General features: G+C 62.6%; 13 protein-coding genes and 1 tRNA gene. 5 read left to right on the top strand and 9 right to left on the bottom strand.

The features are described from left to right. Positions 1-84 precede the first annotated feature (84 nt). From ygfZ to ribF, 4 genes are read left to right on the top strand one after another with little or no spacing between them, the layout of a single operon-like run. Positions 85-1,143 carry a CAF17-like 4Fe-4S cluster assembly/insertion protein YgfZ gene (gene ygfZ / locus OHL16_RS16080; protein ID WP_263368201.1) on the top strand — a complete coding sequence of 353 codons (1,059 nt, stop codon included), beginning with the start codon at positions 85-87 and terminating at the stop codon, positions 1,141-1,143. 4 nt (positions 1,144-1,147) lie between these two features. Further along, positions 1,148-1,795, top strand: a complete 648-nt coding sequence (locus OHL16_RS16075; RefSeq protein WP_263368200.1) for a DUF1844 domain-containing protein — start codon at positions 1,148-1,150, stop codon at positions 1,793-1,795. 3 nt (positions 1,796-1,798) lie between these two features. Continuing rightward, entirely contained in the window at positions 1,799-2,599 is an 801-nt protein-coding gene (locus tag OHL16_RS16070) for an MBL fold metallo-hydrolase (protein ID WP_263368199.1), read from the top strand. After that, positions 2,599-3,588: a riboflavin biosynthesis protein RibF gene (ribF, locus tag OHL16_RS16065; protein ID WP_263368198.1), complete on the top strand. Its 990-nt coding sequence runs from the start codon at positions 2,599-2,601 to the stop codon at positions 3,586-3,588. Before OHL16_RS16070 ends, ribF begins: the two co-directional genes overlap by 1 nt. Here ribF and OHL16_RS16060 read toward each other — a convergent pair. From OHL16_RS16060 to OHL16_RS16050, 3 genes are all read right to left on the bottom strand, one after another. Next, the gene (locus OHL16_RS16060; RefSeq protein ID WP_263368197.1) at positions 3,518-5,986 is read right to left on the bottom strand and encodes a penicillin-binding protein 1A; all 2,469 of its coding nucleotides are present in this window, start codon (positions 5,984-5,986) and stop codon (positions 3,518-3,520) included. The two genes, ribF and OHL16_RS16060, sit on opposite strands and share 71 nt — an antisense overlap. A gap of 52 nt (positions 5,987-6,038) precedes the next feature. Next, positions 6,039-7,268: a S41 family peptidase gene (locus OHL16_RS16055; RefSeq protein WP_263368196.1), complete on the bottom strand. Its 1,230-nt coding sequence runs from the start codon at positions 7,266-7,268 to the stop codon at positions 6,039-6,041. Between the two features lie 128 nt (positions 7,269-7,396). Next, positions 7,397-7,473 (bottom strand) — tRNA-Met (locus tag OHL16_RS16050). 136 nt (positions 7,474-7,609) lie between these two features. Here OHL16_RS16050 and kdsB point away from each other — a divergent pair. After that, on the top strand, positions 7,610-8,332 hold the full coding sequence (gene kdsB, locus OHL16_RS16045; RefSeq protein WP_263368504.1) for a 3-deoxy-manno-octulosonate cytidylyltransferase: 723 nt from the start codon (positions 7,610-7,612) through the stop codon (positions 8,330-8,332). A 12-nt stretch (positions 8,333-8,344) separates the two neighbouring features. On the opposite strand, the gene OHL16_RS16040 is transcribed toward kdsB, so the two are convergent. The 6 genes from OHL16_RS16040 to coaD form a co-directional block, all read right to left on the bottom strand. Next, positions 8,345-9,028 carry an HAD-IA family hydrolase gene (locus tag OHL16_RS16040; protein WP_263368195.1) on the bottom strand — a complete coding sequence of 228 codons (684 nt, stop codon included), beginning with the start codon at positions 9,026-9,028 and terminating at the stop codon, positions 8,345-8,347. Further along, positions 9,025-10,467: a phosphoglucomutase/phosphomannomutase family protein gene (locus tag OHL16_RS16035; RefSeq protein WP_263368194.1), complete on the bottom strand. Its 1,443-nt coding sequence runs from the start codon at positions 10,465-10,467 to the stop codon at positions 9,025-9,027. The genes OHL16_RS16040 and OHL16_RS16035 overlap by 4 nt, the downstream gene beginning before the upstream one ends. A 160-nt stretch (positions 10,468-10,627) precedes the next feature. Further along, on the bottom strand, positions 10,628-11,791 hold the full coding sequence (locus OHL16_RS16030) for a mannose-1-phosphate guanylyltransferase (RefSeq protein ID WP_263368193.1): 1,164 nt from the start codon (positions 11,789-11,791) through the stop codon (positions 10,628-10,630). A gap of 64 nt (positions 11,792-11,855) precedes the next feature. Continuing rightward, positions 11,856-13,052 (bottom strand): pyridoxal phosphate-dependent aminotransferase, encoded by a 1,197-nt coding sequence (locus tag OHL16_RS16025; protein WP_263368192.1) that lies wholly within the window; start codon positions 13,050-13,052, stop codon positions 11,856-11,858. Positions 13,053-13,124: 72 nt separating this feature from the next. Further along, positions 13,125-14,180 (bottom strand): cysteine synthase A, encoded by a 1,056-nt coding sequence (gene cysK / locus OHL16_RS16020; RefSeq protein WP_263368191.1) that lies wholly within the window; start codon positions 14,178-14,180, stop codon positions 13,125-13,127. A gap of 63 nt (positions 14,181-14,243) precedes the next feature. Further along, positions 14,244-14,744 (bottom strand): pantetheine-phosphate adenylyltransferase, encoded by a 501-nt coding sequence (gene coaD / locus OHL16_RS16015; RefSeq protein WP_263368190.1) that lies wholly within the window; start codon positions 14,742-14,744, stop codon positions 14,244-14,246. Positions 14,745-14,805 lie beyond the last annotated feature (61 nt).

Below are 14,805 nucleotides of genomic sequence, written 5' to 3'. Positions count from 1 at the left end.
TCTTGCCCTCGAATCCTCGCGGTCACGTAGCCTCGTTCTCCGCCGCTATAATCAAGTGTACGGGAGTTTTTCGTCCCACCCGCCATGACCCCAGCACCCCATCCCACCGTCGACAACCTCTCCTCCGCCCACTCCAGCCCTCAGCTCTCTGCCCTGCTTCACGGCGCGGGCATCTTGCGACTCGATGGCACCGGCTGGATTCGGGTCACCGGCGAGGACCGCGTCCGCTGGCTCAACGGCATGGCCACCAACAGCATCCAGCAACTCGCTCCCGGCACCGGAGCCTACAACTTCTTCCTCAACGCTCAGGGACGCATCCAGGGCGACGCCTGCATCTTCGGCCGCCCCGGCGCGCTCCTCATCGAGACTCAATCGAGCCAAGTCGCCACACTGATCCCCTTCCTCGATCACTACATCATCATGGACGACGTCGAGCTCAAGGACATCACCGGCACGTGGCATGGCCTGTCGATAACCGGACCGCAAGCCGCGTCCCTGCTTGCACGGGCTGGCCTCCCTGTCTCTGAGCTCAAGCCACTCGAGATCCGCGAAATCCTCTGGAACGCTGCCACTATCACGATCCTCCACGCGCACAGCCCGCTAGTTCCACGCTACGAGCTCTGGGCCGACGCCACCACCATCGACGCGCTTTCGAACTCGCTCCAGACCGCCGGGGCCGTCCCCGCAGATAAGCAGAGCCAGCAGTGGCTGCGCATCCTCGAAGGCACGCCACTCTACGGCGCCGACATCCACGACCGCGAGCTTCCCCAGGAGACCGGCCAGGCCCGCGCCCTCCACTTCGCCAAAGGCTGCTATCTCGGCCAGGAGATCGTCGAGCGCATCCGCTCCCGCGGCAACGTCCACCGCACCTTCCAGGCCTTCCGCCTCGAAGGCGACTTGCCTCCCACCGGCACGATCCTTGAAGCCGCAGGCAAGCCCGCTGGCGAGCTCACCAGCATCGCCGCGATCCCACTCGACGGCCACAACATCCAGCTGGCCCTCGGCTACGCCCGCCGAGAAGCGCTCGATCGCAACGAGCCGCTCACCTACGCTGGCGGAACTGCTATCCCGGTTGCTGCGCCGTTCCAGCCCGCTGAGGCCAACGCAACGCATCCAGCACCCACGCCTTCTGAGAGAAAATAAAGCCATGTCCGAGAACAAACCCTTCGTTATCACTGACCGCCGCAAGTTCACCCTCGACGGCACCCCTCGTCCCGACGCCGATCCATCTCCTGAAAAAGAGACAGCCGAGCACGCTCCCGCTCCCGTCGCGGAGGCCCCGCCTACCCCCGCCGCCGCGGCTCCCCAGCAGTCCGCCGCTGTCTCCGAGCCTCCAGCCCCACTGGATGCGGAGGATACCCTGCCTCCCGGCCCCACCGCCGAGGAGAGCGACCGCTCCCGCAAGGCCTACGAGGCCACAGCCGACCGCCTCGACACCGCCGTCCGCGCCGCAAACCCCGGCGCTGACCATATGCCTCCGATGAACTTCGAGCGGCTCGTCCAGTCCGTCTACATGACGGCCATCATGCAGCTCGGCGGCGCCACCCCCGAAGGCGAGCAACCCCAGGTCGATATCCTCGGCGCGCGCCAGAGCATCGACATGCTCGCCGTCCTCGCGGACAAGACCAAAGGCAACCTCAACGCCGACGAAACCCGCCTGCTCGACAGCGCCCTCTTCGAGCTGCGCATGGCCTTCCTTGAGATCACACAGGCCCTCGCCCGCTCCGCCTCGGCCCGTGCCCAGGGCCAGCCCACGCAGCCACCCACCCCAGGCCGCCCGAGCATCGTCCGCTAAACAATGGAGGCGACGCTCACCTTTCTCGGCAGCGGCACCTCCATGGGGGTGCCCACGCTCGGCTGCAACTGCGACGTCTGCGCCTCAGCCGCCTCACCTACGGGCGACCCGCGCAACCGGCGAACGCGCCCCTCGCTGCGCCTCGCCTATAACGGCCGCATCATCCTCGTCGACACCGGCCCCGACTTCCACGCCCAGGCCATCCGCGAGAACATCAGCCACGTCGACGCCGTCCTCTACACCCACGGCCACGCAGACCACATTCTCGGCTTCGACGACCTCCGCCCCCTGAGCTTCAGAGTCCCCGGCGACCTTCCCATCTACGCCGACGAAGAGACCCTCCTCATCCTCAAGCGCGTCTTCGAATACACCTTTCGCACCGAAGACCGCTATCCCACCAGCGCGCGCGTCCGGATCCACCAGATCGACACGACACCCAGCGCCGGATTCGACCTCTTCGGAGCCTGCTTCCGCCGGATCCCTGTCACCCACGGCTCCCAGCAGATCACCGGCTACCGCTTCGGCTCTGCCGCCTACCTCACCGACATGAGCGACATCCCGTCGGAGAGTATCCCGCTCCTCCAGGACCTCGACGTCCTCATCCTCGACGCGCTGCGCCGCGAGCCGCACCCCAGCCACTCGCACTTGGAACGCTCCATCGCTTACGTCGAGCAGTTGAAGCCAAAGCGCGCCTACTTCACCCACATCAGCCACGACCTCGACCACGCCACCATCGAGGCCGAGCTACCTCCTCACATCCGCCTCGCCCACGACGGCCTTCAACTTCAATTCGAGATCGCCTGATGCAGCTCTACTCCCATCTCTCCGAGATCCCCGCCAACTTCGGCCCCACGGTCGCCACCATCGGCAACTTCGACGGCGTCCATCGCGGCCACCAGTGGGTCATCGCCGAGGTCATCGCCCGCGCCCGCGCACTCGGCTGCAAGTCGCTCGTCGTCACCTTTGACCCCCATCCGGCTCGCGTCGTCCGCCCAACATTCGATCAGCCTCTCATCACGCCGCTGCCACAGAAACTCGAACTCCTCGCAGCCACAGGCATTGACGCCACCCTCGTCCTCCCCTTCACCGCCGATCTCTCGCGCAAGACGGCCCGGGCGTTCGCCACCGAAATCCTCCAGCAGACCCTCCAGGTCACCGAACTGCACGAAGGCGAGAACTTCCGCTTCGGCCACCAGGCCGAGGCCGGGATTGACACACTCGAATCCCTCGGCCACGAACTCGCCTTCGCTGTCCGGGTCTACTCTCCCCGCATCGTCCGCAGGCAGCCCGTCTCCTCAAGCCGAATCCGCCAGCTCATCGCCGCAGGCAGCGTCACCAACGCCCGCGCGCTGCTCGGCCGCTCCTTCAGCATCGCAAGCACACCCGCCTCAGGACGCGGCTACGGCACGCGTTACACCGTCCCAACCATCAACCTCGCGCCGTACTCCGAGCTGCTCCCGGCCAACGGCGTCTACATCACTGCGCTCACGGTCGCAGGCGAGACCTTCGACGCCGTCACCAATGTCGGCAACCGCCCCACCTTCGGAGCCGACTCCTTCACCGTCGAGTCCCACATCCTCAACTTCCACCCCATCACTCTCACCGAGAGCACATCGCTTACCCTCACCTTCCTCCACCGTCTCCGCGACGAGATGCGCTGGCCCAATCCCGAGGCCCTCCGCGAGCAGATCGGCCGCGACGTCCGCAAGGCTCAGCGCTACTTCAGTTTGTGTCGGTCGGTAGGTTCGAGACACCCTGCCTCGGCTCCCCGCTCGGTGCATCCGGAGCGCTAGATCCACTCCCTGCTCCGTTGTTCGGCTTCGCCTGAGGCGCAGAGGGCGCAGTCGACTTCGGCTGCGCCTTCGTTTCCGGCGCATCCTCGTCCTCCGAGCCCTTCGGCGCGGCCTCCCTGGGCACGATGTTCGTCACGCCAGGTTTACTCACCGCGACATCCAGCACTTTCTTCGGCGCGCCCTCCGCAGGAAAAGCCTCATTGGGCTTGTTCGCAATCGCCGCCCGCATGAAGTCAATCCACATCGGCAGCGCCGCGCGTGCGCCTGTCTCCTTCTCGCCCAGAGAGCGGCGGTCGTCGAATCCGATCCACGTCCCGCAGGTCACTGACGGTGAAAACCCAAGAAACCACGCATCCGTAAAGTCGTTCGTCGTTCCCGTCTTGCCTCCCAGCGGATGCTTCAACTGTGCTCCCGCAGACGCCGCCGTGCCGTGCTGCACGACTGCCTCAAGCAACTGCATCATCGTCCGCGCCGTCTCCACTGAGATCACCTCGTCCACCTGTGGCGGCTGCTCATCCAGCGGGAGCCCATCCGCCTGCACCACCTTGCGGATATAGTGCGGTTCAATGCGAATCCCATCGTTCGGAAAAACGCTGTAGGCCCCCACCTGCTCATACAGCGAGATGTCCGCTGCCCCGATCGCAATCGGCAGAAACGCCGGAATGTCGCTGGTCACGCCAAAGTCGTGCGCCGTTTCGATCACCTTCCGGATCCCCACTCGCGCCGCCAGCTTCAACGCCGGAATATTCCGCGACTCCGCAAAGGCGTTGATCAGCGTCATTGCTCCCTTGTAGTCGCTCTCATAGTTATGCGGCGTATACGGCCCGCTCGGTGTCGGAAATGTTGTCGGCCCGTCCACAATAATGTCTGTCGGCTTCGCTCCCGCTTCAATCGCCGTCGTGTACACATACGGCTTGAACGACGACCCCACCTGACGCTCGGCCTGCGTCGCGCGATTGAACTGCGACAGCGCGAAGTCCCTGCCGCCCACCATCGCCAGCACCTCGCCGTCCGCGTTATTCACCGCCATCATTGCGGCCTGCGCGCCCGTATCCTGCTCCAGGGTGGCCTTCAGCGAGCCGTCCTCCTCCTCGCTCACGATGTGCACATAAACGAGATCGCCGTTTTTCAGAAAGCTGTCGCCATCCTCATTCTGCGTCCACTTCCAATCATCCGGCGTAAGCACGGCATCCTTCGCGCCAAGCTTCACCGTCACCCTCTTCGGCTCAACCGCGACAACTACTCCGTGAACATACCTTCCCTTCTCAACCGGTTGTGACCAGTCGGGATGCTGATACTTCCCCAGGTCCTGCCCTTCGAGAACGACGTTCTCCAGCTCGCCCTTCCACCCGTGCCGGCGCTCATACGCTGCTGCTCCATCCTGCACAGCCTTGTTCGCCACCGTCTGCAGGTCGAGATCGAGCGTCGTGTACACCTTCAGCCCTGCGCCGTGAACCTCTTCGACGCCAAACTCCTTCTCAAGCTGCCGCCGCACCTCTTCCACAAAATAAGGCGCGATGGTGTTCGGAGGAGACTCGACGTGCAGCCCCAGCGGCGCGGCCATCGCGGCCTGCGCCTGGGCCTTCGTAATCTTCCCGTCGGATTCCATCTCGCTCAACACGAGATTCCGCCGCTTCAGCGCCCGATCAGGAAACCGCACCGGCGAGTAGTACTCCGGCCCCTTCGGCAGCGCCGCCAGCAGGGCCGCCTCCGGCAGCGTCAGCTCCTTCACATGCTTGCTGAAGTAATACTCCGACCCTGCCTCAAACCCATAGGTCCCGCGCCCCAGATAAATCTGGTTCGCATACAGCTCGAAGATCTGCTCCTTCGTGAACCGTCTCTCGATCTGCATCGAGAGGATGACCTCCTGGATCTTCCGCGCGTACGTCTTCTCCGACGAGAGGAACAGGTTCCGCGCGAGTTGCATCGTCAGCGTCGAAGCGCCCTGGGCGCGCCCCTTCGCATGCAGATCGCGGTACGCCGCCCCGATCGCGCGAAACAGATTCACGCCCCAGTTGCTCTCAAAACTCTTGTCTTCAATCGAAAGGATGGCCTGTTTCAGGACGGGCGGAAACTCCGAGTACGGCACCGCCACGCGCCGCTCCAGCGCAAACGAGCCGAACACCCGCCCATGCACATCCAGCAGCTCGGTCGTCGTATTCGGACGATACCGCGTCAGGTCGTCGATCTGCGGCAGATCGATCGAGTACACCACCATCAACCCGCAGAGCGCGCCAAAGACAGCCGACAACCCCAGCAGCGTAAAGAAAGTGAACTTGCGTGCGATGCGCCGGCTCGGATATTCCGGGCCATTCACGATCCGCCGAAAAACACGTCTCCACAGCGGCTCTTCTTCAATCTCCGGCAGACCGGCGTCGCGATGGAATAAGGTCTGCACGGCTTCAGCATAGCAGCTACTACTGAGGCCATGCGCTCTCCGCCCTGGGCCTCTAAGCAGTCTTGCTCTTCAGCAGATCGAGCGCCTTGTTCAGTTGATCGTCCACGCTCACGCTCGGCTTCTGAGCGGGAGCAGGCCGCGCCGAAGGTGTCGCCGAATCCTCGTCATCCGGCACGCCATCATCCACGTTCGAGGCCACCAGCACCTCAGGGGTCACACCCTCATCCTGCAGCTTCTTGCCCGAAGGCGACTCATACTTCGCCACCGACAGAATCAGCGCCGCTCCATCCTGCAACTCGAACGTCTTCTGCAGCGCGCCCTCGCCAAACGTCTTCTCGCCCACTAGTTCAGCACGATGGTTGTCCATCAGAGCAGCGGCAACCAACTCGCCCGGCCCCGCCGTCCCGCGATTCACCAGTACCACCACCGGAGCCGTCGCGTTGATCGCCTTCGACGGCTCGGCCGTGAAGGTCTGCTTGGCCACCTTCTGTCCCTCAAGCATCGCAATCGTGCCCGACTTCAGGAAGAAGTTCGCCATCCGCGTCGCCTCGCCCATATCGCCCGCGGCAACGTCGCGCAGATCGAGCAGGATCTTCTTATTCCCGGCCCGCTGCATGCCCTTCAGCTTCGACTCCACTTGCTGCACATGCTCATGGTCCAGCACGCCCGGCTTCAGATACAGAATCGACGAATTTTCATACATCGTCTCGCTGACCGGTGGAAGCGACGGCGCCACGCGCGTCAACGTCACCTTCTCCGGAGTCGCCCGTCGCGGCCGGATCACCGACACCGACAGCTCGCTCCCCGGCTGTCCTGTCAGCAACATCCGGATCATCGCCAGCGAGATATCCCGCGTGTCCCTTCCGTCGATCGCTTCAAGAATGTCGCCGTCGTTCAGGTCTGCCTTGTCCGCAGGGCTTCCCGGCACTACGGAAACCACCGTGGCGTAGCCGTAGCGCTTCGAGACGTTTATCCCCACCTGCCCGTTGCCGCCCTTGTCCGCCTTATATGCCTTGTAGTCCGAAGGCGACAGATAGCTCGAGTCCGCATCCAGCGACTCCAGCAGCCCGCGCAGCGCGCCATTGGTCACGTCCGGAATATTCGGCTCCACGACATAGTCCGTCTGGATGTGCCGCAGCACTTCGCTGTAGACATTGATCTGGCGATACGCGCCATCCTGCTGCTCCGAGGCGCTTACACCGCTCGAGTTCGCCCCGAGGAAGACCGTTAACACCAGAACGACAGACGCAGCGAGCAGAAGAATCTTGGAAAGCTTAGGCATAGGTTGAAAACCACTCCAGAGAACACACGTCTCCCTACGAGCATTAGACGTAGCCCATAATCGAAATGATACTCTCCTACCCCGATCGCGCGATACAGCGCCCGGGGCACCTTTTTGTAGTGGGTTCTTGGTGGCGGCGGGCAGAATCGAACTGCCGACCTACGGGTTATGAGTCCGTCGCTCTAACCATCTGAGCTACGCCGCCGATGTGTTTCTGTGGCCGTACTTTACAGGTATCATCGTGACGAAAGGTAAGGACAACCGTCACGGAACAGCCCACGGAACAGCCAAGACCCATCATACTTGATTCCACACGCGCGGAAAAGCTGCCAGCCCGCGGCATCGGAGTCCTCGGAGTCATTCCCGCGCGCCTCGCCTCCACCCGTCTCCCGCGCAAGATTCTCCGCCCCATCGCCGGACGTCCCATGCTCGCCTGGGTCTACGACGCAGCCCGCGCCTGCCCTCAGCTCGACGACCTCATCGTCGCCACCGACTCTGAAGAGATCGCCAACCTCTGCAGTGCCAACAACTGGCCCGTCCAGCTCACCTCGCCTTCGCTGCCCAGCGGAACCGACCGCGTCCACGCCATCGCGCAGCTCATTGACGCCGACATCTACGTCAACATCCAGGGCGACGAACCCCTCCTAAAACCCGAACACCTCACCGCACTCCTCAAACCCTTCGCGCACCCGCACGTCGAGGTCTCAACCCTTAAGGTGGCCTGCACCCCGGCCAATATCCACAATCCCAACGCGGTCAAAGTCGTCACCGCCGCCGACGGCCGCGCGCTCTACTTCTCACGCGCCACCATCCCCTACAACCGCGACGGCGGCCCCACACAATACTGGAAGCACATCGGCCTCTACGGATACCGCAAAGCCGCGCTCCAGCGCTTCCCCACGCTGCCACCAAGCACACTCGAACACACCGAGCGCCTTGAACAACTCCGCTTTCTTGAGAACAACATCGCCCTCTACGTCGAGCACACCGACTTCGACACAATAGGCGTAGATACCGAAGAAGACCTCAAGCTGGTCGAGACCATCCTCCAGCCCGGGCCCTGAACCAGAGCAAATTCAACCGGCCGAAGCTTCCACCTTTTCCGGCACAAAGCAAAGCTCCAGCCCCTCCGCACCCGCCGTCACCCGTAACCCCTCCAGCGACGCCACCACCCAATTCGCATCATGCAGTTCGCTCCGCGAGTGCGTCCCCAGCACACCGAGCACGCGGCAGCCCGCCGCCACACCCGCCGCCACGCCCGACGGAGCATCCTCCACCACCACGCAATCCTCCGGCCTACAGCCCAGCAGCGCTGCCCCACGCATATAAGGCTCCGGATCAGGCTTGCCCCGCTCCACCATATCGCCGCTGATAATCCGCTCCGGAATCGGCAGACCCGCCACCTTCAGCCTCCCGCACATCAGCCTGTGCGTCGCCGAGGTCACAATCGCCCACCGCTCCGGCGGCAGACTCTCCAGCAGTGCCTTCACCCCAGGCAGCACCTTCAGGTCTTCTGTGTCCTCGATCTCCATGTCCTCGATCACCCGAAGCCCCTCCTCCGGGTCAATATCGGGCCGCAACGACTTCACGGTGTCGATCGCCCGCATCCCATGCGGAACCTCGTAGGTGTCTGCGTTCGGAATCTTGTAGATCGTCGCCCAGCGCCGCCAGGACCGCACTACCGAGCCGATCGAGCTGATCAGCACGCCATCCATGTCGAACAGCAGTCCCTTCGTCTCAACGCAGATCGTGTCGCTCACGCCGCACCTCCAGCCAGCACAAACGCCTGTGCCGCTTTAAGTACCTTCTTCACCGACTCCGTCGAGCAACTCTCGCAGTACACACGCAACAGTGGCTCCGTCCCCGAAGCCCGCAGCAGCAGCCACGTCTCCGCTGCGTTCTTCTTCCCCGCGCAATCCGGGTTTTCGAGAAAGAACTTGATCCCGTCCAACGTCTCCACGCGCAGCACCTTCATCCCGGCAAAGCTCGCCACCCCGGCCTTCGCCCTCGCAATCGCCGACTGCTTCACGTCCTCCGCGATGTGCATATCGACTCGCCCATACTGGTGCTCGCCAAACTCCGCCTGCAGCGTCGCCACCAGCTCACCCAGCGTCTTCTTCTCGTCGGCCATCATGTTGGCTAGCAGCAAGCTGTTCAGCAACCCATCTCGTTCTGGCAGATGCCGGCTGATGCCCATCCCGCCCGACTCCTCGCCGCCGATCAGGATCTCCTTCTCCAGCATCAGGTCGGCCACATACTTGAATCCGATCCCATGCTCGTTCAGCTTCCGGCCATACTTCGCAGCGATGCGATCGGCCATCTTCGTCGTGTTGAACGCCCGCGTCACCTCACCCGGCCACTTCTTGCGCTCAAGCAGCCAGTACATCAGCAGGCTCAGAATCTTGTGCGCATCCACCACATTGCCGTGCTCATCCACGGCTCCAATGCGGTCGGCATCCCCATCGGTGACCAGCCCTGCATCGCACCGTTCGCTGACAACTGTCTCCTGCGTCGCCTTGATGTGCGGCAGAATCGGCTCCGGATTGATCCCCGGAAACAGAGGATTGATCTCGCTGCGAATCTCCACAAACGGAATCCCTGCTTTCGCAAAGATGCCGGCAATCACCCCGCGTCCCGCACCATACATCACATCGATCAGGAACTTGAACCCCGAAGCCTTGATCGACTCCAGATCGACAAACCGCGTGATCGCCGCGATGTACTCCGGGTTGAAGTCCACCTCTTCAATCACGGCCGGCACAGTCGCCTTCGACAGCGGCTTTTCGAGATAGCTCTCAATCGAGGTCATGATCGACGGCTTGCCCGAGCCACCATAGCTCGCCTTGTACTTCACGCCGTTCCACTCCGCCGGATTGTGGCTCGATGTAATCATCACGCCACCCGCAGCCTTCCTTCCCCGCACCGCAAACGACAGCGCCGGAGTCGGCGTAATGCCACTCGCCAGCGCTACCGGAATCCCCGCGCCGGCCATCACCTCAGCCACCGCTTTCGCAAACGACCGCGACCCGAACCTCGTGTCATACCCGATACAAACGCCGGCCTTCGCATCCTCATGCGCCAGCACATAGTTCGCAATCGCCGCGGCAGCCACCCGCACATTGGCATAAGTAAAGTCATCGGCAATAATGCCGCGCCAGCCATCCGTCCCAAACTTCACTACCGTCTTCGTCTCTGTCATAGAAATCAGTCGGTACTCTGCGTACTTCGCGGTCCCTTTGCGCCCTCTGCGTTCGTCTTTGCCTTTTGGTTGTCATTCCGCAGCGAAGCAGCCTGCCCTGGGCGAAGCCGAATGAGGAGGAATCTGCTTCTGTCTTTCACTGCCATCGCCGTTGATCCATCTAAACCAGATCCTCCCGGCCCGCCTGCTTCAACTCTGCAACCACCTTGCCCACATCCTGCGACCGCTCACGCGTCGTAATCAGCAGCGCATCGCCCGTCTCCACCACCACCAGGTCGCTCACGCCAACCAGCGCGACCGTCTTCCCCGGAGCGTAAACATAGTTGCCCTTCGAATCGATGTCGATGCAAGGCTGGTCCGTCTTGTCGAAGATATTCTTCTTCGACAGCTCCTCCGGCCCGCAGTCCCCCGCCACATGCTCATGAAGCGCCGACCAGCATCCCAGATCATTCCACCCAAAGTCCGCAGGCAGGCAGTAGATCTCCGCCCCCACCTCGCCCTTCACCGATCGTGGCTCCAGCACCGCGTAATCGATGCTGATGCTCTCGCACTGCGGGTACACCTCTGCGAACACCCGCTCAAACTCCGGCGTTCCATACGCCTCCGCGATCTTCTCCAGCAGCGGAGCCATCGCCGGACAGTGCTCGCGGAGCGCCTCCATCAGCGTACGCGCCTTCCACAGAAAGATGCCGCTGTTCCAGGCATAGCTCCCCTCGGCCACAAACGCCTTCGCCAACTCGCAGTTCGGCTTCTCCGTAAACCGCCTGACTCGCCGCACCTCAATCCCGCGGTATGGCACCGTCGAGGCATCCACCACCGCGCCGCGCTCGATGTACCCGTACCCCGTCTCCGGCCTCGTCGGTGGAACCCCCAGCACCACAATCCTGTCGCCCGTCGCCGCCAGCGCCGCACCCGCGCGAACCACCTCGGCAAACCGCTTCGTATCGCTCACCACATGGTCCGAAGGAAACACCCCGATCACCGCATCCGGGTCCGTCTTCGCCACCAGGAACGCCGCCAGCCCGCACGCCGGAGCCGTATTCCGCGCCACCGGCTCGCTCAGAATCCGCGTCCCCGGAATCTCCGGCAACTGCTCCGCGATCGCCGCCCGCAGCAGTTCATTCGTAATCACCAGAAACTCGGCCGGGTCCGCGAGCGGCAGCAGACGGCCAACCGTCTGCTGAATCATCGTGCGCTCTCCATCCAGAGCCAACACCTGCTTCGCCTTGGCCCTGCGGCTCCGCGGCCAGAACCGCGTTCCGCTGCCGCCTGCAAGAATCACCGGAGCAAATCGTGGCTCCGACCTACCGGCCTCAATCGCCATACAACTCCGTTCCAAAGGAAAAGACCGCGCAGAACACTCCTGCACGGCCCTCCTATACATCAGCCTAGCCCAGCTTCGCGAAGTACTCCCGCATCCGCTTCACGCCCTCGTCCACGACATCGTGCGAGACCGCATACGAGAGCCGGATGTGCTCCTTCGTGCCAAACGCCTCGCCCGGCACCACGACCACGTGCGCTTCGCTCAGCAGTTTTGCCGCAAGGTCGGTGGCAGACGTCACCCCGCCCTTGCCGATAAAGTTCTTCACATTCGGATACACATAGAACGCGCCCTCAGGCACCGTGCAGGTCAGCCCGGGAATCGTCTTGAACCCTTCGAGCACGCGGTCGCGCAGCTTGATGTAGTCCGCGCGCATCTCCCGCACGCACTCCTGCGATCCGCTGACCGCCGCAATCGACGCCCGCTGCACCATGCTCGCCGTGTTCGATGTGCTCTGCGACTGCAGCTTGCTCATCGCAGCAATAATCGCCTTCGGCCCCAGCGCATACCCCGCGCGCCAGCCCGTCATCGCGTAGGTCTTCGACAACGACCCGAGCACCACAACATGCTCCTTGCAGTCCTTGAAGCTGCCGCCGCTGACGATGTTGCCCGTAAAGTTCAAGTACACATAGCACTCATCCAGCAGCACAAAGATGTCGCGCTTATGCGCCATGCGAACAATGGCCTCAAGGTCCTCGGGCGAAACCACAGCGCCCGAAGGATTCGACGGCGTATTCAAAATGATCGCCTTCGTCTTCGGCGTAATCGCCGCCTCGACCATCTTGGCCGTGAGACGGAAGTTCTGCGCCTCGTCCGTCTCCACCGGAACCACCACGCCGCCCGCGTACTGAATGATGTCCTTGAACGACACCCAGTACGGCACTGGCAGGATCACCTCATCGCCGTGGTCCACTAGCACCTGGATCGCATTGAACAGCGCCAGCTTGCCGCCGGTCGTAAACACGCACTCCTCCGGCGTGTAGTCCGAGCCGAAATCGCAAGCATGCCGGTCGACGATCGCCTTCCGAACCTCGGGAATCCCGGCGACGTTCGTATAGCGCGTAAAGTTCTTCTCGATCGCCTCGATCGCCGCATCCTTGATGTGCCGCGGAGTCGCGAAGTGGGGCTCGCCCGCTCCAAAGTCCGCCAGGTTCACACCCTCGGACTTCAGCTTCAGCGCCGCAGCGGTGATAGCCATGGTTGCCGAAACTTCAATGCGGCCAATCCGGTCCGCAAATATCTTGGTAGCCGTCGCTGTGCTCATATCTCTAGTGTGTCAGATTTGCCCACTGAGATAAAGCACATCGCAGAATCCCAGGGCCCCTGACCGGAATACCTATTGCGCTGGCTGCAGCCAGCCGCTCGGAGTGGACCGTGAAATCTCCGCCTCCTCCTCCGTCATGTCGACAGGGATATCGGCGAACAGCGGTGTGCTCAGATAGCGTTCTCCCGTGTCAGGCAGCATGCACAGAATCGTCGATCCCTTCGGAGCCTCTGCCGCAACCCGCAACGCCCCGACGAACGTTGCTCCCGACGTAATGCCAACGAAGACCCCTTCCTTGCGGGCAAGTTCCTTGCTCCAACGCATCGCCTCCGCATTTTCGATGCGCAGGATCTGGCTGATGACCTTCATGTCCACGGCATCTCCCGTCAGCTTCGGAACGAAGTCCGGGCTCCAGCCCTGCAGGGGGTGCGGCTTCCACGCAGAGTGGCCCGCAGCCGGCGATCCGTCGTGGTTCCGTTGCTGCTCGATCCCGCTTGAGAGCATCGGCGCGTCATCCGGCTCGCAGACGACGATCTTCGTCTCAGGTCGCTCCTTGGCGAGCACCCGAGCGACGCCCTTCAGCGTGCCGCCGGTGCCGAAGCCGGTCACCCAATAGTCCAGCCGCTCCCCTTTGAAGTCCTCCAATATCTCCTTCGCCGTCGTACGCGAGTGCATGTCGGCGTTGGCCTCATTCTCGAACTGACGCGTTAGAAACCAGCCATGCGCTTCGGCCAGTTCGATGGCTTTATTCACCATGCCCGTACCTCTGGCCGGCCCGGGAGTGATCACAACCTTCGCCCCCAGGAACCGCATCAGCCTGCGCCGCTCTACGCTGAATGTCTCTGCCATCGTGACGACCAGCGGATACCCCTTCTGCGCGCACACCATTGCCAGCCCGATTCCGGTGTTGCCGCTTGTAGCCTCGACCACCGTCTGGCCCGGCTTGAGCCGTCCGGTCCTCTCTGCATCCTCGATCACGCCAAGGGCAAGACGATCCTTAACAGAACCGAGTGGATTGAAGGCCTCAATTTTGACAAAGAGGTTTACATCCGGCGGTGCGAGCTTATTGATCCTGACTACGGGGGTGTTGCCGACTGTTTCAAGAATATTGGCATATCGTCGTCCCATTCCCTGTTCCTCCGAACTAGCGATTGTTTTGAATACCTTGCACACTTTGGCAGACAAGGGCGTCTACCCCTGAACCCGGCTCGGCACTTTAGCCTTCAGCCTCTCCACCACCAGCGGAGGCACCAGCGCCGTCACATCCCCGCCCAGCTCAAACACTCCCTTGATCAGCCTCGAGCTCACATACGTATACTTCTCCGCCGGCATCATGAACAGCGTCTCCAGCTCCGGGTCGAGCTTCCGGTTCATCATCGCCATCTGGAACTCGTACTCGTAGTCCGAGATCGCCCGAATCCCCCGCAGCACCGCCTTCGCCCCCTGCTCCCTACAGAAATCCACCAGCAGCCCATCGAAGGTCGCCACCGTCACATTCCCGAACCCCTTGGTCGCCTCAGTGATCATCTCCACCCTCTCCGGGACCGTAAACAGGGGGGTCCCCTTCTCGCTGTTCCGCAGAATCGCGACCACCAGCTCATCCACGATCTTCGCCCCTCTGGCGATAAGGTCCAGATGCCCATTGGTCAGAGGATCGAAGGTTCCCGGGTAAATTGCCTTGACAGTATGCATGCCTCCAGCAGCATATCGCGGTTTCCGGCAAAAAATCGCCCCGGTGCTGTAGTCTTCCCTA

It is taken from the genome of Edaphobacter bradus (assembly GCF_025685645.1).
GTDB lineage: Bacteria > Acidobacteriota > Terriglobia > Terriglobales > Acidobacteriaceae > Edaphobacter > Edaphobacter bradus.
The sequence above is the reverse complement of the archived record's forward strand: the minus strand, read 5'-3'. Positions and strand labels throughout refer to the sequence as shown.